Source organism: Ensifer sp. ZNC0028, assembly GCF_000799055.1.
In the GTDB taxonomy this organism is placed as follows: domain Bacteria; phylum Pseudomonadota; class Alphaproteobacteria; order Rhizobiales; family Rhizobiaceae; genus Ensifer.
In genome coordinates this window covers 1-23449 of sequence record NZ_JTLA01000072.1, presented here as the reverse complement: position 1 = coordinate 23449, position 23449 = coordinate 1, and the positions used below count along the sequence as shown (strand labels likewise).

General features: G+C 63.6%; 25 protein-coding genes. 13 read left to right on the top strand and 12 right to left on the bottom strand.

The genetic code is table 11. The annotated features are described in order from the left end of the window. Positions 1-37 precede the first annotated feature (37 nt). Both catC and L981_RS17195 read right to left on the bottom strand, forming a co-directional pair. Positions 38-328: a muconolactone Delta-isomerase gene (gene catC / locus L981_RS17200; RefSeq protein WP_043618704.1), complete on the bottom strand. Its 291-nt coding sequence runs from the start codon at positions 326-328 to the stop codon at positions 38-40. Positions 329-338: 10 nt separating this feature from the next. Next, a complete protein-coding gene (locus L981_RS17195; protein ID WP_052201841.1) occupies positions 339-1520 on the bottom strand; it encodes a muconate/chloromuconate family cycloisomerase in 1182 nt (393 codons plus the stop codon). Between the two features lie 153 nt (positions 1521-1673). Here L981_RS17195 and L981_RS17190 point away from each other — a divergent pair, with 153 nt between their 5' ends. Then, positions 1674-2615 carry a LysR family transcriptional regulator gene (locus L981_RS17190; RefSeq protein ID WP_043618701.1) on the top strand — a complete coding sequence of 314 codons (942 nt, stop codon included), beginning with the start codon at positions 1674-1676 and terminating at the stop codon, positions 2613-2615. Here the strand turns inward: L981_RS17190 and L981_RS17185 are convergent. From L981_RS17185 to L981_RS17160, 6 genes are all read right to left on the bottom strand, one after another. Beyond that, positions 2608-3489 carry a sugar phosphate isomerase/epimerase gene (locus L981_RS17185; protein WP_052201840.1) on the bottom strand — a complete coding sequence of 294 codons (882 nt, stop codon included), beginning with the start codon at positions 3487-3489 and terminating at the stop codon, positions 2608-2610. The genes L981_RS17190 and L981_RS17185 overlap by 8 nt on opposite strands. Further along, the gene (locus L981_RS17180) at positions 3489-4694 is read right to left on the bottom strand and encodes an NAD(P)/FAD-dependent oxidoreductase (protein WP_043618698.1); all 1206 of its coding nucleotides are present in this window, start codon (positions 4692-4694) and stop codon (positions 3489-3491) included. Before L981_RS17180 ends, L981_RS17185 begins: the two co-directional genes overlap by 1 nt. A gap of 203 nt (positions 4695-4897) precedes the next feature. Then, complete coding sequence (locus L981_RS17175) at positions 4898-5842, bottom strand: substrate-binding domain-containing protein (protein ID WP_043618695.1); 945 nt, start codon at positions 5840-5842, stop codon at positions 4898-4900. 80 nt (positions 5843-5922) lie between these two features. Beyond that, positions 5923-6234 (bottom strand): MocE family 2Fe-2S type ferredoxin, encoded by a 312-nt coding sequence (locus tag L981_RS17170; protein WP_043618766.1) that lies wholly within the window; start codon positions 6232-6234, stop codon positions 5923-5925. 8 nt (positions 6235-6242) lie between these two features. After that, positions 6243-7277: a sterol desaturase family protein gene (locus L981_RS17165; protein WP_043618693.1), complete on the bottom strand. Its 1035-nt coding sequence runs from the start codon at positions 7275-7277 to the stop codon at positions 6243-6245. A gap of 147 nt (positions 7278-7424) precedes the next feature. Next, positions 7425-8426, bottom strand: coding sequence for a LacI family DNA-binding transcriptional regulator (locus tag L981_RS17160; protein ID WP_043618690.1), 1002 nt, complete (start codon positions 8424-8426; stop codon positions 7425-7427). A gap of 155 nt (positions 8427-8581) precedes the next feature. Here L981_RS17160 and L981_RS17155 point away from each other — a divergent pair, with 155 nt between their 5' ends. Beyond that, a complete protein-coding gene (locus tag L981_RS17155) occupies positions 8582-9307 on the top strand; it encodes a glutathione S-transferase (protein ID WP_043618688.1) in 726 nt (241 codons plus the stop codon). A 19-nt stretch (positions 9308-9326) separates the two neighbouring features. On the opposite strand, the gene L981_RS17150 is transcribed toward L981_RS17155, so the two are convergent. Then, positions 9327-10460 (bottom strand): aminotransferase, encoded by a 1134-nt coding sequence (locus L981_RS17150; protein WP_043618686.1) that lies wholly within the window; start codon positions 10458-10460, stop codon positions 9327-9329. Between the two features lie 204 nt (positions 10461-10664). On the opposite strand from L981_RS17150, the gene L981_RS17145 reads away from it, so the two are divergent. Next, on the top strand, positions 10665-11234 hold the full coding sequence (locus tag L981_RS17145) for a helix-turn-helix domain-containing protein (protein WP_043618684.1): 570 nt from the start codon (positions 10665-10667) through the stop codon (positions 11232-11234). 22 nt (positions 11235-11256) lie between these two features. On the opposite strand, the gene L981_RS17140 is transcribed toward L981_RS17145, so the two are convergent. Continuing rightward, the gene (locus L981_RS17140) at positions 11257-12216 is read right to left on the bottom strand and encodes an MBL fold metallo-hydrolase (RefSeq protein WP_043618683.1); all 960 of its coding nucleotides are present in this window, start codon (positions 12214-12216) and stop codon (positions 11257-11259) included. Between the two features lie 91 nt (positions 12217-12307). Between L981_RS17140 and L981_RS17135 the strand changes: the two genes are divergently transcribed. Continuing rightward, positions 12308-13219, top strand: a complete 912-nt coding sequence (locus tag L981_RS17135) for a LysR family transcriptional regulator (RefSeq protein ID WP_043618678.1) — start codon at positions 12308-12310, stop codon at positions 13217-13219. A 59-nt stretch (positions 13220-13278) separates the two neighbouring features. Here the strand turns inward: L981_RS17135 and L981_RS17130 are convergent, their stop codons facing one another. Both L981_RS17130 and L981_RS17125 read right to left on the bottom strand, forming a co-directional pair. Continuing rightward, the gene (locus L981_RS17130; protein ID WP_043618675.1) at positions 13279-13659 is read right to left on the bottom strand and encodes a DUF427 domain-containing protein; all 381 of its coding nucleotides are present in this window, start codon (positions 13657-13659) and stop codon (positions 13279-13281) included. A 78-nt stretch (positions 13660-13737) separates the two neighbouring features. Beyond that, complete coding sequence (locus L981_RS17125) at positions 13738-14490, bottom strand: DUF599 family protein (protein WP_082006063.1); 753 nt, start codon at positions 14488-14490, stop codon at positions 13738-13740. Between the two features lie 200 nt (positions 14491-14690). Between L981_RS17125 and L981_RS17120 the strand changes: the two genes are divergently transcribed. The 9 genes from L981_RS17120 to L981_RS17080 form a co-directional block, all read left to right on the top strand. Continuing rightward, positions 14691-15374: a GntR family transcriptional regulator gene (locus L981_RS17120; RefSeq protein WP_043618673.1), complete on the top strand. Its 684-nt coding sequence runs from the start codon at positions 14691-14693 to the stop codon at positions 15372-15374. Then, positions 15371-16816: an aldehyde dehydrogenase family protein gene (locus L981_RS17115; protein ID WP_043618670.1), complete on the top strand. Its 1446-nt coding sequence runs from the start codon at positions 15371-15373 to the stop codon at positions 16814-16816. Before L981_RS17120 ends, L981_RS17115 begins: the two co-directional genes overlap by 4 nt. An 84-nt stretch (positions 16817-16900) precedes the next feature. Beyond that, positions 16901-17647, top strand: a complete 747-nt coding sequence (locus tag L981_RS17110) for a glucose 1-dehydrogenase (protein WP_043618667.1) — start codon at positions 16901-16903, stop codon at positions 17645-17647. 56 nt (positions 17648-17703) lie between these two features. Beyond that, on the top strand, positions 17704-19179 hold the full coding sequence (locus tag L981_RS17105; RefSeq protein ID WP_043618665.1) for an ABC transporter substrate-binding protein: 1476 nt from the start codon (positions 17704-17706) through the stop codon (positions 19177-19179). 141 nt (positions 19180-19320) lie between these two features. Next, positions 19321-20271: an ABC transporter permease gene (locus L981_RS17100; protein ID WP_043618662.1), complete on the top strand. Its 951-nt coding sequence runs from the start codon at positions 19321-19323 to the stop codon at positions 20269-20271. Then, on the top strand, positions 20271-21131 hold the full coding sequence (locus L981_RS17095; RefSeq protein WP_043618659.1) for an ABC transporter permease: 861 nt from the start codon (positions 20271-20273) through the stop codon (positions 21129-21131). The genes L981_RS17100 and L981_RS17095 overlap by 1 nt, the downstream gene beginning before the upstream one ends. Further along, positions 21128-22144, top strand: a complete 1017-nt coding sequence (locus L981_RS17090; protein WP_043618657.1) for an ABC transporter ATP-binding protein — start codon at positions 21128-21130, stop codon at positions 22142-22144. The genes L981_RS17095 and L981_RS17090 overlap by 4 nt, the downstream gene beginning before the upstream one ends. Continuing rightward, complete coding sequence (locus L981_RS17085) at positions 22141-23115, top strand: ABC transporter ATP-binding protein (protein WP_082006062.1); 975 nt, start codon at positions 22141-22143, stop codon at positions 23113-23115. The genes L981_RS17090 and L981_RS17085 overlap by 4 nt, the downstream gene beginning before the upstream one ends. Positions 23116-23125: 10 nt before the next feature. Further along, the coding region (locus L981_RS17080) for an amidase family protein (protein ID WP_043618653.1) at positions 23126-23449 on the top strand (324 nt) is incomplete at its 3' end.

Genomic DNA, 23449 nt, shown 5'->3' with positions numbered 1-23449 from the left:
GCTTGCCAAACCTCCCGGCCGCGGCACGCACAAATTCTCAGCTATCGTCCTCACGGATCGAGGATGGGTGCCGAAGCAGCGGCGTGACCTCGATCTGCATGAACTTGAAGAGCGGCAGGCCCGAGAGGATCTCGTGCAGCTCGGCATTGTCCTTCACGTCGAAGACGCTGTAGTTCGCGTACTGCCCGGCGATCCGCCAGATGTGCCGCCACTTGCCGCTCTGCTGCAGCGACTGCGAATAGGCCTTTTCCCGGGTGAGGATCTCCGCCGCCTGCTCGGCAGGCAGATCGTGGGGAATGCGAACATCCATTCTGACGTGAAACAGCATGGCTTGATCCTCACTTTGCAACGCTGATCGTCTTGCGCAGCCCGTCGCGCGCAAAGAATTTCAGCCGGTCTTCATCAAGGTCGATCCCGAGCCCCGGCCCGTCCGGCACCGTCAGTTCGAAGTCGCTGTAGTCGAGCGGCGTCGCCAGGATTTCCTCGGTCAAAAGCAGCGGGCCGAAAAGCTCCGTGCCCCATTGCAGCTTGGCGAAGGTGGAAAACACGTGGGCTGACGCCACTGTGCCGACACCACCTTCCAGCATCGTGCCGCCATAGAGTTCAATGCCCGCGGCATCGGCGATGACCGCCACGCGCTGCGCATTGAACAGGCCACCGCTCTGTTCGATCTTGACCGCGAAGACGTCGGCACCCTTGGTCTTGGCAATCTCGAAGGCGCTTTCCGGTCCCGTGAGGGACTCGTCCGCCATCAGCGCCACCGGGAAGCGACGGACCAGGCGGCCGAGTGCTGCGGTCGAGGCGACCGGCTGTTCGACCAGTTCGCAACCGGCGTCCGCAAGTGCCGCCATGCCATAGGCCGCCTCGAATTCGCTCCAAGCCATGTTGACGTCGACACGCACCGCACCGCGGTCACCGAGCGCCTTCTTGATCGCCGCCACATGGGCGATATCGTCCTTCAGCGGCCTGGCACCGATCTTCAGCTTGAAGATCCGATGGCGGCGAAGGTCGAGCATCTTCTCGGCTTCGGCGATGTCCTTGGCCGTATCACCCGACGCCAGCGTCCAGGCGACCGGCAGGCGCTTGCGCAGTGCCCCGCCCAAGAGGTCGCTGATCGGCAGACCCAGGCGCTTGCCGTAGGCGTCAAGCAACGCCGTTTCCACAGCACTCTTGGTGAAGCGGTTTTCCTTCACCGCCTTGCCGATCCGGGCCATCAGGGCTCTCACCCGGCTCGCGTCCTCGCCGATCATGAGCGGTGCGAAATAGGTGTCGATCGCAAGCTTCATCGATTCCGGGCTCTCGCCGCCATAGGCGAGACCGCCGATGGTCGTGCCCTCGCCAATGCCGACCGTGCCGTCGCTGCAATGCACCTTCACCAGCATCAACGTCTGGCCGGTCATGGTCGCGACCGAGAGCTTGTGCGGCCGGATCGTCGGCAGATCGACCAGAACAGTTTCGACCCGTTCGACGACGGGAGAAAAGGCTGCGGTCGGAGCGATGGGTGCAAGGGTCGTGTTCATGGCGTGAACAGTGCGCTCACGCACCGGGTGACGTCCAACACCAAATAGGTTATCTACGATACCTTCACGGTATAGTACGGCAAAGATTACGCGCATTCATGCGCTTGCCGCACTGCAACATACCGCAATGGTAGGACAATAGGGGCCGTAACATTGGATCTGCGCCAGCTTCGCTACTTCGTCGCCGTCGCCCGCGAGCGCAATTTCACCCGCGCCGCCGAGCAGCTGCACATCGCCCAGCCGCCGCTCAGCCGGCAGATCCAGCTTCTTGAGGAAGAACTGGGCGTGCCGCTGATCATCCGCAAGAGCCGGCCGGTGCGGCTGACGGAGGCAGGCCGATTGTTCTACGAACAGTCGCTACAGGTGCTCGGCCGGGTGGAACAGATGGTGGAAGCGACGCGCCGTGTCGGCCTCAACCAGAACCGCGTGCTGTCGATCGGCTTTGTCGCGTCCACGCTCTATGGCGGGCTGCCGACGCTGGTGCGCAAGCTCAGGCAGAACGCGCCGGAACTCGACATCCGCCTGCTGGAAATGGTGTCGGTGCAGCAGATCGCGGCGCTGAAGGAGGGCCGGATCGATGTCGGTTTCGGCCGGCTGCATCACAACGATCCCAACGTCGCCGGCATCCTCATGCGGGAAGAGCGCCTTGCCCTGGCGATACCGCAGGGCACGCCGTTTGCCGATGACACGTCTCCCCTGCCGTTAAGCGCGATTGCCGGGCAAAAACTGATCGTGTACCCGAAGGAACCGCGCCCGAGCTATGCCGACCACGTGCTGAGCCTGCTTCACGCTGAAGATGTGCGCCCGGCCGAGGTGCATGAGGTGCGCGAGATCCAGAGCGCCCTTGGTCTCGTCGCCTCAGATGCCGGACTTTGCATCGTCCCCTCCTCGGCGCGCCAGGTCCGCTCGGACCTGCACTATCGCATGATCGAGGGCGAGCGGGCGACTTCACCCGTTATCCTCAACCACCGGGTCGGCGACAATTCGCGCTACATCGAACTGATCAAGGCGCTGATCGTGGAGATGTATGCGGAAAACCCGCCCTGGCTCGGCCTCGAGCACAATCTACCGTTCCGGCCGTCCTTCGTTAAGTGACGCGTTCGGGCGTCCGCAATTCCCGTCCTTCACGCGTCGAGGAAGTGGCGCAATCCGCCCAGATCTCGCGGACCATATCGCGGAGCAAAAGCGCTTCGGCCCAGCGGTCGGTCGTATCGTTGCCGTTCCTGTCGGTAATGGCATAGGGCCTCGGGCCGAGTTCGCAGGTCATGACCAGCTCGGCATCTTCAGCGGCACGGGAGCGCCAGTGCCGAAAGCCGTAGGTCCACCACTGATGAAAGAGGTCGACCCAGAGTCGATGATGCGGAAAGGAAAGCTCGATCTGGATCTGCTGGCAGGAGCCGATGCGGCCGTGGAAAGCCCTAGCGTTGCGCAGGATGCGTTGCATCTGGGCGTGGCTTTCGTCTTCCACCGGAAGAGCAAACTCCCGACCGACGAGATAATGCGAAAGGTCGGCCAAGAGCGGCAGGTCGGGGCGCCGGTCGAGCAGATCGAGCGTGAACAGAAGGTCGCTGGTAATCCGATTGCGATGGGTTTCGATATAGACGGGTACGCCCTTCGCCTCGGCAAGCCGTGTCCAGCCGTCAAGCAGCGGCAGGCAATCCTCGACCCGGCGCGGACGAATGTCGGCCTGCAGGTCGATGTGGCTGACCGGAAATTCCGCGGCCAATTCCAGCGTCAAGCGCAGATCCTCGACGCTTCGAGGAAAACAGACACCTTCGATCTTCAGGCCGGTGCCACGGATCACGGCGTTGAGGTGCTCGACATCGCGCCGATTGGTGTAATGCGCGCTGATACCGTCGAACCCGGCCTCGACGATCATTGCAATGTTCTCTTCAAGACTGCGCTCAAATCCGTCCGCATGCCGGCGCTCCATCGCCCAGAGCGACTGAAAGACAAGCAGTGTCTGCATCAGGCGGCCCTGGCACTTTTGAGCAGCGCCTTGAGGTTCACGCTGGCGTCGGCCAGCGCTCCCGGATCGGGACTGACGCCGGCAGCAATCAGCATTTCCGCGAGCTTGATCTCCTTGGCGAGACCATTGCCGAAACCGAGGCCAGCGGCCGCAACGAGACGCCCGCCATCGAGGTAAAATTCGAGTTCGCCGCCGTCGAGCTGGCGCGTCACGGTTTCATGGTCCGCATGCGGCAGGCCTGCCACCTGCAGGCCGAGGTCATATTGATCAGTCCAGAACCACGGGATCGCCGCGAAAACGTCCTTGCCGCCGGCCATGTTGCGGGCTGCGACCTCCGCCTGGGCGCGCGCATTGCGCCAGCTTTCGAAGCGGATATGCCCACCGCCGGGCTGGGCCACCGCAGCGCAATCGCCTGATGCATAGATGTTCGGGTCGCTAGTCTGCAGATAGAGGTCGGTCAGGATGCCGTTGCCGACGGCCAGCCCTGCCGCCTCCGCGAGTGCTGTATCCGGCTGGACGCCGATGGCGGCGACGGCGATATCGGCCGGCACCGCGGTGCCATCGGAAAGAAGAACCGCATCATCGATGATTTCAGCGATCCCCCGCCCCAAATGGAAGGTGACGCCTTCGTCCAGATGCCGGGCATGAAGCTTCGCGGCGAAGCGTGGCGGCACCGCGCGACCGAGCGGCCTCGGTGCCATTTCGATGACGCTGACAGCGATGCCCTTGCCGCGCTGCACTGCCGCGAGTTCCATGCCGATCAGCCCGCCGCCGATGATCGCAACGCTTTTGGCGGTCTCCGTACGCGAGAAGATCGCCGCCGCATCCGGGTAGGTGCGAAAATCGAGCGTGCGCTCGGCCCCGGCGCACGTGAGCCGTCTCGGCCGGGCACCGGTGGCGAGGAGCAGCTTGTCGTAGGCGAGTGTCCGCCCATCACTCAAGGTCACGGAGCGGGCATGCCGGTCCAGTCGAGACGCGGAAACGCCCTTGATATAGTCGATACCGGCGGTCTCCAGCGCTTCGGCACCGCAGATCGGCTTCATCTGCACCGCGCCATCGAGCGGCTTCGACAATGGCGGGCGCTCATAGGGCAGATGCGGTTCCGTACCGATGAGCGTGACGCTGCCGACGAAGCCCGATTCACGCAGCGCAAAGGCCGCGCGCGTGCCGGATTCCCCGGCACCGATGATGATGATGCGATCCATGGCTTGCTCCGTAGACCAGGCGTTGACGGTGCGGTCCAGCAGAACCGCACGTAGATTTGTCAGTCCGTTCAAAAAAGGTGGCCGGCGCAGGCAGGAGAAATGCGCCGGCCCTCAGCGCCGCACGTCTGATCAGACAAGGTCGCTGTCGAACTTTAAGTCCCTGCATCCCTTTGACCGGTTGCGATCAAAGGGATGCAGGAGGATCAGTTGCGCGCCGCGTAGTCGGCCATATTCTTGGGCGTGACGAGCTCGAATGGAACCCAGACGTTCTTTTCGACGCTTTGACCACGCACCAGCGAGACCGCGGCATCGACGGCACTGGCCGATTGCCCTTTGGCGTTCTGGAACACGGTCGCGTCGAGGTCGCCGGCGGCCATGGCGGCAAGCCCGTCCTGGGTCGCGTCGATACCGACGACGATCACGTCGTCCATCGACACGCCAGCGGCCTTCAGCGCCTGGATGGCGCCGATCGCCATTTCGTCGTTGTTGGCAAAGACCACGTCGATCGGCTGTCCGGCGGTGATCCAGTTGGTGGTGAGGTCCATCGCATTGGTGCGCGTCCAGGCGGCCGATTGCTCGTCGGCGATGGTGACACCCTTGCAGTCGCCGGCAGCGAGCGTTTCCTTGAACGCCGAGGTGCGATCGCGCGAGGCCTGGTGGGCAAGATCGCCCATCAGGATGTAGACCTGCGCATCGCTGGCCTTGCCCTTTTCCTTCAGCAGCGAACAGGCGGCTTCCGCGCCCAGTTTACCGGAGTCCGTTTCCTTCGAGCCGACATAGGCCTGTTTTGCCGGCAGCTTGCCGAGGTTTTCCGGCTCGAGGTTGAGGTAGACGAGCGGAATGCCCGCCTTCTCGGCGGCTTCGCTGATCCCTGCTGCGGCCGAGGTATCGGTCAGTGTCATGATGATGGCGTCGACGCCCGCCGCGATGAAGTTGTTCACCTGGTTGAGCTGCTTGGAGATGTCGGTCTGGGCGTCCTCGATCTGGACGGTGGCGCCGTTGACCTCGCCGACCCGGGCATTGATACCCTCGCGCAGCAGGGTCTGGAAGTTGTTGTCGAAGCTCTGCATCGAGACGCCGATCGTCTCCGCCGAGGCAGCACTTCCCATCAAGGCGGCAAGCGCTGCCGCCAGGTACATGGATTTCATGATTTCCTCCCGAGGGTGCCGGATCACCCGATCGCATTCCGGAGGCTCGATGGGCCTGATCAATGCTTGCGTGGGTGGCCCTAGCCGAGCGCCACGCGAACCTCGCCGTCGACGATTTCGGCGGGATAGGTCTTCAGGTTCTCGCAGGCCGGAAGCCTGATGGCTTCACCGGTGCGGTAGTCGAAGGCGCCGGAATGCTTGGGACATTCGACCTCGTAGTCCATGACGAGGCCATCGGCGAGATGGACGGCCTCGTGGGTGCAGAGGCCGGCGGTGCAATAGACGCTATCGTCGGGGCCGCGGTAGACGGCGTAGGTGCGGCCACCATGGTCGAAGCGGATCGCCCCTTCCTGTTCGATGTCGTCAAGCTTGCAAGCGGGTACCCAGTTGATCACGTTGCTCATTCTGCTGCCTCCGCGATGGTGTTGCGTGCCTTGCGGCTAGCTAGTTTTTCCTTGCGTTTGCGATAGCGTTCCTGCATCCGCGCCTCGCCCTCCTTGGAGCCGTCGTGCCAGGTGCCGAACCAGCGATCGAGCGGGATCAGGGCGTCGCCGTAATTCACCTCGAAGTACTTGTGGTGCAGGTAGTGCGCATAGGCGTGGCTATCGACCAGGGTCTCTTCACCAACCTCGACCTTGTCGAAGCCGACATGACCGGGAATGGCGCCGAAGCCCGCATAGTGCAGCTGGTAGAGCATCAGAATCGGGTTCGACGGCAGGATCAGGTGATAGAACGCGGTGCCAAAGTAGAGCAGATGCTCGACCGGATGCATCGACAGCGACGACCACGGCGACGGGTTCACCGAATTGTGGTGGACCGAATGCACCCATTTGTAGAGCAGCGGCGTGTGGATGAGCCGGTGGATGCAGAAGAAGTGGAACTCGTGGATGACAGGCACGACGAGTGCGACAAGCGCGAGCGTCCAGGGATTGTCCGCGAAGGTCAGCCACGGCGCATAGCCATTGGCATAGGCAAAGAGCATCGCGACCTCGACGGCGGTCCAGATGGTCACGCCCGACAGGAAGGTGCGCAGGATGTTGTCGAGGTTCTGGCTCTCGAACCAGAAAGCCTTGCTCTTCTGCTCGGCCGGGAACTTGCCGTTGTACTTGAAGCGGTTTTCCTGCCGCTTCAGCACATAGAGGTGCAACTCGAACGCGCCGTAGAACAGGAAGACGCAGACCGCGTTCACCACGTAAAGCCAGGCGATCCAGCCAATACCGAGCGTCTGCATCGTCTCGACCGGTGGGATCACCCAGGCCCAATAGGCAACGGCCGAGGCCGCGAAGATCGCATTCCACGGAAAGAAGTAGTGCGGCAGCCACTTGATGAGTGCCAGCAGTTTTGGCGGGAAGGCAAACAGTGGCGCGGTTTCGATCGGGTCGTTCGGCGCCCAGTCACCGCGCTTGTTGCGCGTTCCATATTTCAGATCATCCATGACGCTCTCCTCCCGGCGGATCGCGTGCGCTCCGCCAAATTCCGGTGAAGGAGATCGCTGTCCGGTTCGGTCGGATCCGCGTTCCTTCTTGATAAAAATCTAGCAGGAGGCGGTTGGAACGGCGAAAGCTTGTTTGATCAAATCAGATCAAAGGCTCTCGGCGGTGATGGTGACGAAGCGAATGGGCGCCGTGTCCGGCTCCATCTCGGAGATCCCGATACGGCGCAGCATCAGGTCAAGCGAGCGACGGGCCTGCGCCTCTGGCGCCTGGTCGAGCACGACGTCCATGATGCCGTCGCTCAGCGCCTTGCGGGTGTAATCGGTGAGTTCGTGGCCGACGAAGAAAATCTCCCTGCCGCGCGGGTGCCGGCGAAGCACGTCGATCACGGCCGCGTTCGCGCCGCCGGCATTATAAAGCCCGGCCATATCCGGATACATGTCGAGCGCCCATCGCAACGCTTCGGCGCCGTAATGCTCCTCGTCGCGGGTAAAGCCCAGCCACTCGAACCGGCGCTCGCCCGGATGCGCTGCAAAATAATCCGAAAAGCCGCTGAGGCGGTCGCGGTGGACCTGATAGATCGGGTGGCAGAGCGCGACGACTGGCCCTGTCTGGCGCGCCATGCGCGCGATGAACAGTGCCGCCGTTCGTCCGGCCGCGTGATTGTCGATGCCGACGAACTCGCCCAGTTCGTGCGAGGCCCTGGTCACGACATGGACCACCGGCACGCCACGCGCGATCACCGCTTCGACGGCGGCGCTGATCAGCGGATGGTTGGGCACGGCCAGGATCAATCCGGCGCGGGTAACCTCGGTTGACAGGATGCGCCTGGCGATCTCCTCCGGCTTCATTTCCTCGGTAAAACTGCGATGCACGACAACGAGCGGATCCAGCGTCTCGGCGATCCGCTGGAACGCCTGGGACAGGCGGCGATAGAAGGTCGTCTCCGGCCGCACCATCAGCACGTCGATGCGCAGCAGCCCGCGATGGGCCTCGGGAAGGGTTCGCGGATAGGCGAGCGCGCGCGCCGCAACGACCACCTTTTCGACGAGGTCCGGGCGAACACCACCGCGGCCGTTCAAGACCCGCTCGACCGTCGCGGTTCCGACGCCGGCTAATTCAGCGATGTCGCGATAGTTCGGTTTGCTCACTAAGCTTCCTCGGCAGGCCGACGACACAATCACCTAGCGCAATAACATGGGACAGGGCTTGCTCGACAGGGGGCGGGCCCAAGTGCGGCCCGCCCTCGCCGTGGCTCGTTCGCTGCCTATATCAAGCCGGGATCAAGAACCACGCCGAGGCATCCATGACCTATGAGTTGTATTACTGGGACGGCATTCAGGGCCGCGGCGAATTCGTGCGGCTGGCGCTCGAGGACGCCGGCGCCAGTTACGTCGATGTCACGCGCGAACCAGGCCGCGGCACCGGCGAAATGATGAAGCTGATGGCGAGCACCACCGAAGCGTACATCCCGTTCGCCCCGCCCTTCCTTAAGGATGGCGACCAGATCATCTCGCATGTGGCCAACATCCTCTGCTACCTCGGCCCCAAGCTCGGCCTTGCACCGAACGATGAGGCGTTGCGCTGGTTTTCCAACGGCCTGCAGCTGACGATCACCGATTTCATCGCCGAAGTGCACGACACGCACCATCCGATCGCGACGTCCAAATATTACGAAGACCAGAAGCAGGAGGCCAAGGCCCGCGCGGCCGAATTCGTCACCAACCGCATCCCGAAGTTTCTCGGTTATTTCGAGCGGGTGCTTGCACAAAACCCCGATGGCAACGGCCACGCGATCGGCAACGCCGTCACCTACGTGGATCTCTCGCTTTTCCAGGTGATCGAAGGGCTGCGTTATGCCTTCCCGAAGGCGATGCGGCACGACGAGGTGCGGTTTCCAAACCTCATAAGGCTGCATGCTTTGGTGAAGAGCCGGCCCAACATCGCCGCCTATCTCGCGTCGCCGCGACGCCTGGCCTTCAACGAGGACGGCATCTTCCGCCGCTATCCGGAACTGGATATCGCACCATGAAGAAATGCGCCGCCGACATTCACGCGGCGGCGACCCTTTGCTCCCGCAGGAACGCCGATACGCGCCTCAAGCCTTCGCGCAGGATGCCTTCGTTATTGGCGTAGCCTATCCTGAGGTAGCCCTCCATATCCATGGCGCTGCCCGGCGTGAACATCACGCCGGTTCGCTGAAGCAGTTGCAGGCAGAGCGCCTCTGATGTCATCGGCAGGTCGTATTTCAGAAGCGCGGTCGTGCCAGACTGCGGCTTGATCCAGGAGATCAGCGGCTCAGCATCCACCCAGTCCGAGAGAATGGCGAGGTTGGTGCGGGTGATCGCCTGGCTGCGGGCAAGGAGCTTGTCCTTGTTTTCAAGAGCGATGGCCGCGAAATGGTCGTCGAGCATGCCGACGCTGATGGTGTTGTAATCCCGATGGACGGAAACGGCCCGGATCAATTCGGGCGGCGCGACGATCCAGCCGAGCCTGAGTCCGGCGAGCGAAAAGGTTTTCGACATGCTGCCGGTGCTGATGCCCTTTTCATAGAGGTCGGCGATCGACGCCGTCATGCCATCGCCCTGTTGATCCGTGCCGCGATAGACCTCGTCGCAGAGGATCCACGCGCCGCAAGCGCGCGCGATCTCGACGATCCTTTCGAGATAGGCGCGGTCCATCAGCGCGCCGGTTGGGTTGTTGGGATTGTTGATGGCGATCAGCTTGGTCCCGGGGATCGCCAGCCGCTGCAATTCCTGGAGGTCGGGCAGGAAACCGGCCTCTTCAGTCAGGCGTAGGATCTGCGTATCGGCACCGTAGCTCTCGGGGATCGAATAGTGCTGCTGATAAGTCGGCAGCACCGAAATCACCCGGTCGCCCGGTTCGACCAGCGTTTCGTGCACCAGCGCATTTGCGCCGATCGCGCCATGGGTGGTGACGACGTTTTCGATGCCCTGTTTCGCATAGAGGCCCGCGATCAGCCCGCGCAGCCGCTCGGATCCCTCGATCGCGCCATAGGTCAGTTTCAGCGGCAGCAATTCAGCAAGGATCGTATCCGTCTTGCCCGCCATCTCCAGCAGCTCTGCGACGGTCAGCGACTCGACGCAGGTTTCGGCGAGGTTCCATTCGCAATGGTTCTCATAGCGGTTCATCCAGATCTCGACGCCGAAGTCGCGGATTTTCATGCGGAGTTCCTTTCGAATGTTGAAAGCATGGCCCCGACCATGCCGGTGCGACGGTCGAGACGGCCACGGCGCTCTCGTTGAGAATTACCGTCTGCTGTGACATGAACCGACGAGCTGACACGCCTCCGCACAGACACTCCGTTGATATCGGAGCCCCCTGGAAAAGCTGTGGCAATTGGTGTTCGGTCGCTGTAGAAAGATGTTATGAGCAATATATTGCACCGTCAAGATCGATCCGACGTTTTGTCTCACGTCGCCGAAAACCTGAAACGGATCCGCCAGGCGGCGGGCCTCAGCCAGTCGGCATTGGCCGAGGCGTCCGGCATCAGCCGGCGAATGATCGTCGCGGTCGAGAGCGGAGACGCCAACATCAGCCTCTCCAGCCTCGACAAACTGGCAGCCGCCATGAAGGTCGGCTTCATCGATCTCGTCCGGGATCCGTCACGACAGTCCGGCGGCAGCATCGACGCGGTGACCTGGCGCGGTCGGCAAAAGGAAAGCGAGGCGCGGCTGCTTGCGTCCACCCCGGCTGCGAGCGAGGCGCAGATGTGGCTCTGGTCGCTGGCGCCCGGCGAACGCTACGACGCCGAGCCCGATCCGCAGGGATGGCATGAGATGCTGTTCGTGACGGCAGGCGCCCTGACGCTGGAGCTCTCGGGCGAGCGCAAGCGCTACGCAAGCGGCACCCATACCGTCTACAGCTCGGCCCAGGCCTATGCCTACATCAATGACGGCGACGACGTCGTGACCTTCATCCGCAACGTCATCTCGTAGACAAGGCCGAGGCAGCCAACTGCTACTCAACGTAGTTCCAGGGGACGAAGCGATAGAGCGTTTCCTCGCGCGCCACATGGCCGACACCAGGGAACGGCAGATGCGCACCGGCAACGAGGTATCGCCCATCGGCCGCATCCGCCAGCGCCACGGCACGCGTCGCCGCCGCCGCAGTGCCGTCAACGTCGAAGCTGACGAAAACGTCGGGCGTGTCGAACTGGATGTAATCCCCGTGAATGACGTCGCCCCAGAAGACGAGGCGCTGGCCGTCATCCGCTGTCAGCACGATCGCGGAATGCCCGGGCGTGTGCCCGGCGCGCAGTGCCGATCCGAGGTTCGGCAAGACGGCGCCATTGTCGGCGAACCGCTTCACCTTTCCGACGGCGATGTAAGGAGCAAGGGCGTCGTGTGCCCGCTGGAAATCGGTCTTCTGCGCCTCGGTCAGCGCCGTTACGCCCTCGCGCTCGATCCAGTAGCGGTATTCGCGGTCGGCGAGATGGATCTCCGCGTTCGGAAATTGCGGCTTGCCGTCGACAATGAGGCCGCCGGAATGGTCGGCGTGCACATGGGTCAGGATCACGGCGTCGACCTGGTCGGCGCGGTAGCCGGAGGCGGTGAGATGCTGCACGAGCTTGCCGGCGGCAGCACCGAGCAGGGCGCCCGATCCGGCATCGATCAGCACCAGCCGTTCGCCGTCGTTGACGAGGTAGGCGTTGATGGACAGATGCGGCTCCTTGCCGAGGAAATTCGCCTCCAGCCTGCGCTGCAGTTCGGCTTCCGGTTCGTTCTGATAGATCTTCGTCATCGGCAACGACACGGTGCCGTCCGACAAGGCGGTGACTTCGAACTTTCCGAAGCGGAAACGATAGTAACCGGCATTGGCGACGGTCGAGAACGGCGCGGCGGAAAAGGCGAAACGCGGTGCGAGCGGTAACAGGGCGGTGGCGGCAAGAAGGCCCAAAGCTTGTCTGCGGGTGGTCATGATCGGCTCCTTCGATTGGATGCCGAGACGCTATCAATTCAACCGCCGGTCGATTATCCTGCGATCGTGGAAGTGATTGTTCCGGAAACGCATGAAATCCCCCCAATCTGCCGATCTCAACAGCCTCAGGATTTTCCTCGAGGTCGCCCGCTCCGAGAGCTTTTCCTCAGCAGCGCTTCGCCTGCACCTGCCACCGAGCACGGTCAGCCGGCGCCTGGGCGAGCTTGAGGCCGCCCTTGGCGTCGCCCTGCTGCTGCGCTCCACCCGTCGGGTCTCCTTGACCGAGGCCGGAAAGCACCTGCTGGAGTCGGTCGGCGGCGCCGTCGAACTCATCGACCGCGGCATCGCCGGCTTCCAGCCCGCCGACGGTACGGCGCGCGGGCGCCTGCGTGTCGCCACATCAGTCGCCTTTGCCCGCACCTTCCTGCCACCGATCCTGAAGCGCTATGCGGCGCTTTGCCCCGAGGTGCAGGTCGACGTGCAGACCACCCACCAGAATGTCGACCTGATCGGCGAAGGCGTCGACGTGGCCTTGAGGATGGGACAGCCGGTCGACAGCGAGATGATCTATCGAAAGATCGGAACGATCGCCCCGCGCCTCTATGCCGCTCCTGCCTATTCCGCCGGATTGGCGCTCTCGTCTCCGGAAGACCTGATGCATGTGGCGCTGATCGCCTACCGGACGCGCATGCGGCGGGACCTTGCCCATTGGGTGCTTTCGGACGGCAACAGGCAGTTTATCCTGGAGCGCCCGCCGTCGATCGTCGTCGACGATCCGGCGATCAGCGAGCGGCTGACCGCCGAGGGTCTCGGCATCGGCATGCTCAGCGAAGCGCTTGCCGCCGACGGCGTCTCAACCGGACGGCTCGTTCCGGTTCTTCCCGCGTGGTCCGGGCCGTCCACCCACATTTACTATCTCTTCCACCAGCAACTCGGCGACCTGCCGAAAGTGGCGGAATTCTTGAAGGCCGTGCGCGAGACGTTTCGGCTTCGCGACGCGTGACCCTGCGGCAAAGGTGTCGCCGTTCGCGTGAATGCAGACGTTCAGTTGAGGCCGAAGCTCTAGGGCTGGATCTCTTCGATCGAATCGACCCGGTCTGGATAGAAGGCCAGCCGGTCCTTGATGGCGGCCACCGCCGCGTGCGGGTTTTCATAGGTCCAGACGGCGTTGCGCGACCGCTCGCCGCCCAAGGGGATGCTGAAATAGGAGGCGTCACCCTTATAGGGGCAATGGGACGAATGATCCGTGCGCTCAAGCAGGGACATGTCGGTATCCTCCCGCGGGATGTACTGCACCGCGGGATAGGTTGCCTCGCGCAGAGCCAGCGCATTGCGGGTATCGGCGATGACGCGCCCGCCGAGTGTGACGACGACGCGGGCCGGGTTTCTTTCGGTGGTGATCGGATGATCGGGACCGGGGATCTTGATCGGTTTGTCTGACATGGGCGACCGCCTCCAGAGCGTTACAGATACTAGGTGGTGCCCTCGCCGGCCGATTCCAACCGGTCACGCCAAAAACCCTCAGCTGTTTGCCGCCGAAGAATGGACGGCTGTTGAGGGTTCTGCCGCAACGGTCACCGGATGGCTCTCGTCGAGCAGCCTGCGCACTTCCATCACGCCCTTGGCCGTATCCGACCAGCTGTGTCTCCAGACGAGAAGCGCGACCGAGCCGACGATGGCGATAACAAAGGCGATCGGCCCCAGGAACCAGAGCGCCGCCGCCACGGTGAAATAGTAGGAGCGCACCCCCTGGCTGAAGGAGCGAAGGGCCGGATTGATCATCAGCGACAGGGCGTGGGCCCATGCGGCGATGTCGCGGGCCTCTTCGCGCGACGGGCTCGCGCCGATCGCCGCGAGGCAGTAATTGATCTGCCGCACCGCCCAGATGAATTCGGACAGCCCGCGCAGCAGCGTCGCCATGACGAGCAGCACCTTGCACTGAAACAGCCACAACGGCTCGATCGGTGCAAACATCGCGATGATGCCCGACTGAAGTCCGATCGTCGGCTGAATGAAAAGCGCGCTGCTCATGGCGACGATGACGATGAGATTGGCCGAACCGAAGAACGAGGCCGAGTTGATCGTGTGACCGAGTATGGCAGCATCGCCGATGAAATTGGTGTCCCGGGTCAGTACTTCGCGCATCCAGGCCTGCCGGATGCGCACCATATCCAGCATCAGGCTGTCGGTCCGGCGCGGCCAGCCAAGCGCCATCATCGGCTCCAGCCCCACCCAGGTCACGAGGAACAGGATAATCGCAATCCAATCAAGCATCTGCACGGTCAGCCTCCCACCACAGCTATCTCTAATAGAAGCCGCTGCGAGCGGCGCGTCAACGCGTCGACGCAAGTCGGGATCGCCGAAGCCGACGGAGTCGCCAGCGCTTGATGACAATCCCTGGGACTTAGGTGTCATCACCGGATTGACACCGCCTGTATCCTGGATACAATTTGTCTCGATCTTGGGAGGGATCGATGAACCAATCCTTTGAATGGCGAAGCCAATCGCGACTGCTCGACGAAGTGGCACAGGCCCTTCGCGAACGCATCTATGCAGGCGTCTACGCCCCCGGCGCGACGCTCCGCCAAGAGAAGATCGCTGCCGAGTTCGGCATCAGCCGCACGCCGCTGCGCGAGGCGCTGCGCGTGCTCGAGCGCGACGGGCTGGTCGTCAACAAGCCGGGCAGCGGCGTCCGGGTGGCGACGGCCGACCTGCCGAAATTGCTCGATGCTTATGCGGTGCGCGAGGCAATGGATGGCGTGGCGGCCCGCAACGCCGCCGAACGAGCAACCACGGCCGAGATCAAGGATCTGGCAAAGCAGGTGGAGCGCCAGCGCAAGATCGTAGAGAACTGGGATCCCGGCGCCTACACACAGTCCAACGTCGTCTTTCACGAGGCGATCGTTGCAGCCTCGCGCAATGCTTCCCTGGCGCCGCTCGGGCCGCTGCTGCGCATGACCTCCCAGGTTTTCGCGCCGGCCTTTTCGCTTTCGAGCGAACGGGCGAGCACGGCCGTCGCCGAACACGGGCTGATCGTCGAGGCGATCGCCGCGCGCAACCTTGATGAATCCGAGAAGCTGGCCCGCGCCCACATCAACGCGACGGCCATGAGACTGAAGGCGCTGCTTGAAGAGCGCGGGACTGACAAAGAGGCATGACTGTGAAGACCTACGGCAATTTCATCGCGAACAAGTGGCAGGACGCAACGGGCGGCGAGTTCATCGCCGTCAGGGACCCATCCAATGGCCAGGAATTCGCGCGCATCGCCCGGGGCAACCGGGACGATATCGACCTCGCCGTGCGTTCGGCACGCGCAGCGCTTTCCGGTGACTGGGGGCGTTTGACGCCGACCGAGCGCGGCCGGGTTCTGACCCGGATTTCGGCGGGCGTGCTGCGCAACATCGACCTCCTGACGGAGCTTGAGGCGCGCGATGTCGGCAAGCCGCTGACCCAGGCCCGCGCCGACGTCGTGGCACTTGCCCGCTACCTCGAATTTTATGGCGGTGCCGCCGACAAGGTGCATGGCGACACCATCCCCTATCAGAACGGCTTCACCGTGCTGACCGTCTATGAGCCGCATGGCGTCACGGGCCATATCATCCCCTGGAACTATCCGATGCAGATCCTCGGCCGCAGCCTCGGTGCCGCCCTTGCGATGGGCAATGCCGCCGTGGTCAAACCGGCGGAAGAAGCCTGCCTGACGATCCTCGAATTCGCCCGCATCGCCGAGGAAGAAGGCCTGCCCTCGGGCGCCCTCAACATCGTCACCGGCTTCGGCTCGGAAGCGGGTGCGGCCCTTTCCGAACATCCCGACGTCAACCACATCTCGTTCACCGGTTCGGTCCGCACCGGCGAAATGGTGCAGGCGGCAGCGGCAAAGAACGCGGTGCCGGTGACGCTGGAGCTCGGCGGCAAGTCAGCCCAGATCGTCTTTGCCGATGCGGACCTTGATCGCGCCGTTCCGTTCCTCGTCAATGCCGGCATTCAGAATGCCGGCCAGACCTGCTCGGCCTCGTCGCGCATCCTGGTCGAGCGCGCCGTCTACGAAGAGGTGGTGGCGCGGATGAGCGAGCGATACCGCGCCCTGAAGGTCGGTCCGGCCGGTAGCGATCTCTCGGTTGGCCCGGTCGTCTCGCAGCGGCAGAAGGCGATCGTCGAGGGTTTCCTTCTCGATGCCGCCAAGGATGGCCTGAAAGTTGCGGCGCAGGGCGAGATCGTCGCCGACGCGCCCACCGAGGGCGCTTATGTCGCCCCTACCCTTCTGCGCGACGTGCCGCATCAACACCGCACGGTGCAGGAAGAAATCTTCGGCCCGGTGCAGGTGATCATGCCGTTCGACGGCGAAGAGGAGGCCGTCCGGCTTGCCAACGGCACCGACTATGGCCTCGTCTGCGGCGTCTGGACCAATGATGGCGGCCGGCAGTTGCGCATGGCGCGCGCCGTGCACGCCGGCCAGGTCTTCATCAACAATTACGGCGCCGGCGGCGGCGTCGAGCTGCCCTTCGGCGGAGTCAAGAAATCCGGTCATGGCCGCGAGAAGGGTTTCGAGGCCCTCTACGGCTTTGCCAGCATGAAAACCATTTCTGTCTACCACGGCTAGAGCGGGATGAGGAAAAGTGCGCGCGGTTTTCCGCCCGCATCCCGCTCTCACCCATGATCCAAGTCTCCTCGGGAGGAACTACACGTGTCACTAGAAGGTAAGGTCGCTCTCATCACCGGCGCAGGCTCCGGCTTCGGCGAGGGCATTGCGAAGCGCTTCATCGAAGGCGGCGCGAAGGTCATCGTCGTCGACCGCGATGCGTCAGGCGCCGAGCGCGTCGCCAAGGAACTCGGCAAGAACGCGTTTCCCGTGGTTGCCGATATCGCCAAGGAGACGGATGTCGCCGCTGCCGTTGCCGCAGGCCTCAAACAGTTCGGACGCGTCGATATCCTGATCAACAATGCCGGCATTGGCCACAAGCCGCAAAACGCCGAACTGGTCGAGCCCGACGAGTTCGACCGCATCCTCGGCGTCAATGTGCGCGGCGTCTATCTGATGACGCGGGCGCTGCTGCCACACATGAAGGACAACAAGTCCGGCGTCATCGTCAACATCGCTTCGACCGGCGCCAACCGGCCGCGGCCGAACCTTGCCTGGTACAACGCCACCAAGGGCTGGGTCGTTTCCGCCACCAAGGCGCTGGCGATCGAACTGGCGCCCTTCAATATCCGCGTCGTCGCGCTCAATCCGGTTGCCGGCGAAACGCCGCTGCTGACCACCTTCATGGGCGAGGATAGCGAGGACATCCGCAAGAAATTCCGCAACTCCATTCCGCTCGGACGCCTGCTGAAGCCTGAGGACCTTGCCGAGGCCGCCTTCTTCGTCGCCTCGCCACAGGCGTCGATGATCACCGGCGTGGCGCTCGATGTCGACGGCGGACGCTCGATCTGATTGCTTCGATCCGATTTCTGGGACCATAAACAACGAAACCGCAAAGCGGGGGAACCATGATGAACTTGACGAAACTGGCGCTTGCCTCGTGCTTCATCGCCGCGTCGCTGACGCCGGCAATGGCCAGGGATACGATCACCGTCGGCCAGGTGCTCGAACCGCCGGGCCTCGACCCGACCGCGGGTGCCGCCGCACCGATCCGCTACATCACCTACGGCAACCTCTTCGAAGGTCTTGTCCGCGTGGTCGAAGACGGCACGGTGAAGCCGCTGCTCGCCGAGAGCTGGACGATCTCCGACGACCAGAAGACCTACAGCTTCAAGCTTCGCCAGGGCGTCAAGTTCCACGACGGCACCGCCTTCGGCTGCTCGGTCGTGAAGTTCTCCTATGAGCGCGCCGTCTCGGCCGATTCCACCAACGCCCAGAAGGGCCTGTTCGAGCCGATCGAAAAGACCGAATGCCCGGATCCGGCAACCGCGGTCGTGACGCTGAAGCGCCCGGCCTCCAACTTTCTCTTCAACATGGCCTGGGGCGACGCGGTCATGATCGCGCCGTCGTCGGCCGCCGACAACAAGACCAAGCCTGTCGGCACCGGCCCGTTCAAGTTCAAGGAATGGGCGAAGGGCGACAAGGTGGTGCTTGAAAAGAACGCCGACTATTGGGGCGAGCCGGCCAAGCTCAGCGAAGTCACCTTCAAGTTCATCAGCGACCCGTCGGCCGCCGCCGCCGCCGTTCTTGCCGGCAACGTCGATGCTTTCCCGATGTTTCAGGCCGCAGAACTGGTGAGCCAGTTCCAGAGTGATCCGAACCTTCAGGTCGAGGTCGGCAGCACCTCGGGCAAGGTGGTTCTCGCGCTCAACAATGCGAAGAAGCCCTTCGACGACGTGCGCGTCCGTCAGGCGCTTGCCCATGCGATCGACCGCAAGGCGCTGGTCGAAGGCACTTACTCGGGCTTCGGCACGACCATCGGCTCGCATTATTCGCCGGTCGAGCCCGGTTATGTCGATCTGAACGAGACCTACCCCTATGACCCCGGCAAGGCGCAGCAGCTGCTGCAGGAAGCAGGCGTTCAGAACCTCGAAATCACCATCATGCTGCCGCCGCCGGCCTATGCCCGCCGCGGCGGCGAGATCATTGCGGCGATGCTTGCCGAAGTCGGCATCAAGGTGAACCTCGTTCCGATCGAGTTCGCACAATGGCTGGATCAGGTCTTCAAGAACTCGAACTTCGACGCAACGATCATCGCCCATGCGGAAGCCCGCGACCTCGATATCTATGCGCGCGACAAGTACTACTTCAACTACCAGAACCCGGAATACAAGGCGCTCTACAAGTCCTACACGCTGGCTGCGACCGAGGCCGAGCAGATGGACCTGATCGGCCAGCTCCAGCGCAAGCTGGCAGCCGACGAACCGAACGTCTTCCTCTACGCGCTGCCGAAGATCGGCGTCTGGAACAAGAAGGTGAAGGGCCTTTGGAAGAACATGCCGGTACCGGCCGACGACCAGACCCAGACCTATTGGGAAAACTGATCGACTTTCATTGAGCGGGATGCGGCCGGAAAACCGCACCCCGCTCTGGCATCCGCTCCTTCGCTGAGGGAGTGGACGCAGATCTGCCGTTGGCCGCCGCACCCGGCGCCGGTCAACGCTCGCTCTTTCCGGGAGGTTGATGTGATTTCCTTCATTGGCGGTCGCCTCGTGTCGCTCTTGCTGACGACACTGGTCGCCTCAGTCATCGTCTTTCTGCTGATGCAGGTGCTGCCCGGCGACCCGGCCGTGCTGATGCTCGGCATGAATGCCGACGCCGACGCGATCGCGGCGCTGCACCGGCAGCTCGGCCTCGATCAGCCGATCTGGATCCGCTACCTCCACTGGATCGGCGGCTTCGTCGTCGGCGATTTCGGCATGAGCCTCACCTATTCGGTGCCGATCCGCGAACTGCTCGGGCCCCGCATCCTGGTGACGCTGCCGCTGGCACTGCTCTCCATGGCGATCTCCGTCGTCGTCGCCATCGCCATCGGCGTCTATGCCGCCGCCAACCGCGGCAAGGCCGGCGACACCGTCGTCATGGGCATCGCCCAGGTCGGCGTCGCCATCCCCAACTTCTGGCTGGCGCTGCTCTTCATCCTGCTCTTCGCGCTGAAGCTCGCCTGGTTCCCGGCCTCCGGTTTTGCCGGCTGGGAAGGCGGCATCTGGAACGGCCTGCATTCGCTGATCCTGCCGGCGCTCGCGCTCGGCCTGCCGCTTGCAGCCATTCTCGGCCGCGTCACGCGCTCGGCCGTCATCGAAACGCTCGGCGAGGATTTCATCCGCACCGCCCGCGCCAAGGGGCTGAGCCGCTCCGGGGCACTCTGGAAACATGCGGTGCCGAATGCGCTGATCCCGGTTGTCACCATCATCGGCCTGCAGTTCTCCTTCCTGCTTGCCGGCACGATCATCATCGAAAACGTCTTCAACCTGCCGGGCATCGGCCGCCTCGTCTTCCAGGCGATCGCGCAGCGCGATCTCGTGACGGTACAGACGCTGGTGACACTGCTTGCCGCCTCCGTCATCACCATCAATTTCCTCGTCGATCTCGTCTACGGCTATCTGGATCCGCGCCTGTCGAGGGGAGGCCGCTGATGTCCGCTCCTGCAACTGCCGCGCAACCCAGCCTCTTCTCCAAGCTCATCGGCAGCCGAAACCTGACGATCGGCGCCACCGTCACTGTCATCCTCGTGGCAATGGCGCTCGTCTCCTATGTCTGGACGCCCTATTCGCCGACCGCGATGAACTTCCGTGACAAGCTGCAGGGACCGAGCCTCGCCCACTGGTTCGGCACCGACAATTTCGGCCGCGACATCCTGTCGATGATCATGGTCGGCGCCCGCAACTCGATCAGCGTCTCGATCGTCGCGGTGCTCGTCGGCGCCGGCATAGGTGTGCCGCTTGGTGCCTGGGCGGCTGCCCGCGGCGGCTGGGTCGACGGTCTCGTCATGCGCATGAGCGACCTCGCCTTCGCCTTCCCCGCACTTTTGACCGCCGTCATCATCACCGCCATCTTCGGTCCCGGCGCGACCAATGCGATGATCGCGATCGGCATCTTCAACATCCCGGTCTTTGCCCGCGTCACACGCGGCGCCTCGATGGGCCTCTGGAAACGCGAATATGTACAGGCCGCCCGCTGCGCCGGCCGTGGCGACGTGTCGATCACGCTTCTGCACATCCTGCCCAACATCAACCACGTGCTGCTCGTCCAGGTGACGATCCAGTTCGCCTTGGCAATCGTCGCCGAAGCGGGCCTCTCCTATGTCGGCCTCGGCACCCAGCCGCCGATGCCGAGCTGGGGCAAGATGCTGAACGACGCCCAGACCTTCATCTATCAGGCGCCCTGGCTCGCGATCTTCCCGGGACTGGCGATCACCTTCGCCGTGCTCGGCCTCAACCTGCTCGGCGACGGCCTGCGCGACATTCTCGACCCGCGCGTGAGGCGGCAACGATGACGAAACCCTTGCTTCAGATGGCCGGCATGTCGGTCGAACTCGCAGCCGGCAAGAACACGGTTGATATCGTCTGCGACATCGACCTCGAGCTCAATCGCGGCGAACGCCTCGGCATCGTTGGCGAATCCGGCAGCGGCAAGTCGATGACCGCCCTTGCCGTCATGGGGCTGCTGCCGCAGCGCATGCGGGTGCGTGGCGAACTTTCCTTCGACGGCCGCAATCTCGCGGGCTTGGGCGAAGCCGACTATTGCGGCTATCGCGGCCGGCGCATGGCGATGATCTTCCAGGAGCCGATGACCGCGCTCAATCCGGTCAAGTCGATCGGCGCGCAGATCGCCGAGGGTCGGCGGCTGCACCTCGGCGAAACGAAAGCCGATGCCGAGAAGAAGGCGCGCGCGCTGCTCGACCGCGTCGGCCTGCCGGCGCCGCGCTTCGATCTGGACCTCTATCCGCATCAGCTCTCCGGCGGTCAACGCCAGCGCGTGATGATCGCCATGGCGATCGCCTGCGAGCCGGACCTGCTGATCGCCGACGAGCCGACGACCGCGCTCGACGTCACCGTGCAGGCGCAGATCCTCGACCTGCTCGACGAACTCATCGAAGACACTGGCACGGCGCTGATGCTGATCACCCACGATCTCGGCGTCGTCTCGGAGATGACCGACCGCATCGCCGTCATGTATGCCGGCCGCATCATCGAAACCGGGCGCACCGAGGATGTGTTTGCCCGCATGGCGCATCCCTATGCCCGTGGCCTTTTCGCCGCCTCACCGCATGGCGCAGCACTCGCCCCGCGACATCCAAGTGAAGGGCGGCCAAGGCTGAACGCCATTCCCGGCATCGTGCCTGACCCGTTCGGCCGGCCGCCGCATTGCTCCTTTGCCGACCGCTGTTCCTATGCCCAACCGGACTGTCGCCTGGCGATCCCGGCGTTGGACCTGATCAATACCGATGAAAATGTCGAGCATCGCGCCGCCTGCTTTCATCCGCGCGAAAGGATGGTGGCATCGTGAGCGAGGTAATCCTCAAGACCACCGATCTGGTGCGCGAATACGACCTGCCGCGCCCCTCGATATTCTCGAAGCAGAGCCGTCTGCGCGTGCTGCACGGCGTCAGCGTCGAACTGGCCGCTGGCCAGAGCCTCGGCATCGTCGGCGAAAGCGGCTCCGGCAAATCGACGCTGGCCCGCGCCGTGATGGGGCTGGAACGGCCTCAGTCCGGCCAGGTCTCGATTGCCGGCAAGGATATCTATGCGCTCGATCGCGCCGGACTGCGCGAGGCGCGCAAGGGCTTTCAGGCGATCTTCCAGGATCCCTACGGCTCACTCGATCCGCGCCATACGGTGCGCACGATCATCTCCGAGCCGATCGTTTCGCTGGAGCGCGGATCGGGTGCCGCCGAGCGCAACCACCGCATCGCCGAGGTTCTGGAGGCGGTCGGCCTGCCACTGGTGTCGGCCGACAAGTATCCGCACGAATTCTCCGGCGGTCAGCGCCAGCGCATCGCCATTGCCCGTGCGCTGATCACAAGGCCGGCGCTGATCGTCGCCGATGAACCGGTGTCGGCTCTCGATGTCTCGATCCAGGCGCAGGTTTTGAACCTGATGATGGACCTGCAGGAAAGGCTCGGCCTTTCCTATCTCTTCATCAGCCACGATCTCGGCGTCGTGCGCGCCATCACCGACCGGGTGGCGGTCATGCATCTCGGCCGCATCGTCGAGGAAGGCCCGACATCAGAGGTGTTCGACAACCCCCGCCATCCTTACACCCAAGCGCTGGTCGCCGCCGTGCCCAAGCCGTTTTCCGGGCGCCGCAAGCGCGTGCGCTCCGATGGGCCACCGCAAACGCCCGTCCATACCGCAACGACCGCAGCCGGCTGCGCCTATGCCGCCGTCTGTCCCGCGAGACAGGAGATCTGTCTGAGCCGAACGCCTGAGGCCAAGCCGGTAACGCCGGCCTGGTCCGCCCGCTGCCATTTTGCCTAGGAAGTGCCCCATGTCCGAACTCGCCGATCTCTCCGCCGTCGATCTTGTCGACGCCTACCGCTCGAAGAAGCTTTCCCCCGTCGAGGTCACGGAAGCCGTCATTGCCCGCATCGACGCTTCCGAGCCGAAGCTGAATGCGCTCTGGGCCTATGATCCGACTGAGGCGCGCAAGGCCGCCAAGGCTTCGGAGGAACGCTGGGCAAAGGGCGAGCCTCTGGGGGCGATCGACGGCGTGCCGGTGACGATCAAGGAAAACATCGCAACCAAGGGCACAGCCGTTCCGCTCGGCTGCGCCGCCGTGTCGCTGACGCCGGCCACGGCCGACGCGCCGCCG

Excerpts from the sequence above, each read along its gene's own strand:
- L981_RS17185 (WP_052201840.1), bottom strand. The coding sequence starts at position 3,489 with ATGCAGACACTGCTTGTCTTTCAGTCGCTCTGGGCGATGGAGCGCCGG.
- L981_RS17145 (WP_043618684.1), top strand. The coding sequence starts at position 10,665 with ATGAGCAATATATTGCACCGTCAAGATCGATCCGACGTTTTGTCTCAC.
- L981_RS17105 (WP_043618665.1), top strand. The coding sequence starts at position 17,704 with ATGATGAACTTGACGAAACTGGCGCTTGCCTCGTGCTTCATCGCCGCG.
- L981_RS17165 (WP_043618693.1), bottom strand. The coding sequence starts at position 7,277 with ATGGATGATCTGAAATATGGAACGCGCAACAAGCGCGGTGACTGGGCG.
- L981_RS17115 (WP_043618670.1), top strand. The coding sequence starts at position 15,371 with ATGACTGTGAAGACCTACGGCAATTTCATCGCGAACAAGTGGCAGGAC.
- L981_RS17095 (WP_043618659.1), top strand. The coding sequence starts at position 20,271 with ATGTCCGCTCCTGCAACTGCCGCGCAACCCAGCCTCTTCTCCAAGCTC.
- L981_RS17155 (WP_043618688.1), top strand. The coding sequence starts at position 8,582 with ATGACCTATGAGTTGTATTACTGGGACGGCATTCAGGGCCGCGGCGAA.
- L981_RS17175 (WP_043618695.1), bottom strand. The coding sequence starts at position 5,842 with ATGAAATCCATGTACCTGGCGGCAGCGCTTGCCGCCTTGATGGGAAGT.
- L981_RS17125 (WP_082006063.1), bottom strand. The coding sequence starts at position 14,490 with ATGCTTGATTGGATTGCGATTATCCTGTTCCTCGTGACCTGGGTGGGG.
- L981_RS17180 (WP_043618698.1), bottom strand. The coding sequence starts at position 4,694 with ATGGATCGCATCATCATCATCGGTGCCGGGGAATCCGGCACGCGCGCG.
- L981_RS17195 (WP_052201841.1), bottom strand. The coding sequence starts at position 1,520 with ATGAACACGACCCTTGCACCCATCGCTCCGACCGCAGCCTTTTCTCCC.
- L981_RS17120 (WP_043618673.1), top strand. The coding sequence starts at position 14,691 with ATGAACCAATCCTTTGAATGGCGAAGCCAATCGCGACTGCTCGACGAA.
- L981_RS17140 (WP_043618683.1), bottom strand. The coding sequence starts at position 12,216 with ATGACCACCCGCAGACAAGCTTTGGGCCTTCTTGCCGCCACCGCCCTG.
- L981_RS17130 (WP_043618675.1), bottom strand. The coding sequence starts at position 13,659 with ATGTCAGACAAACCGATCAAGATCCCCGGTCCCGATCATCCGATCACC.
- catC (WP_043618704.1), bottom strand. The coding sequence starts at position 328 with ATGCTGTTTCACGTCAGAATGGATGTTCGCATTCCCCACGATCTGCCT.
- L981_RS17150 (WP_043618686.1), bottom strand. The coding sequence starts at position 10,460 with ATGAAAATCCGCGACTTCGGCGTCGAGATCTGGATGAACCGCTATGAG.
- L981_RS17135 (WP_043618678.1), top strand. The coding sequence starts at position 12,308 with ATGAAATCCCCCCAATCTGCCGATCTCAACAGCCTCAGGATTTTCCTC.
- L981_RS17090 (WP_043618657.1), top strand. The coding sequence starts at position 21,128 with ATGACGAAACCCTTGCTTCAGATGGCCGGCATGTCGGTCGAACTCGCA.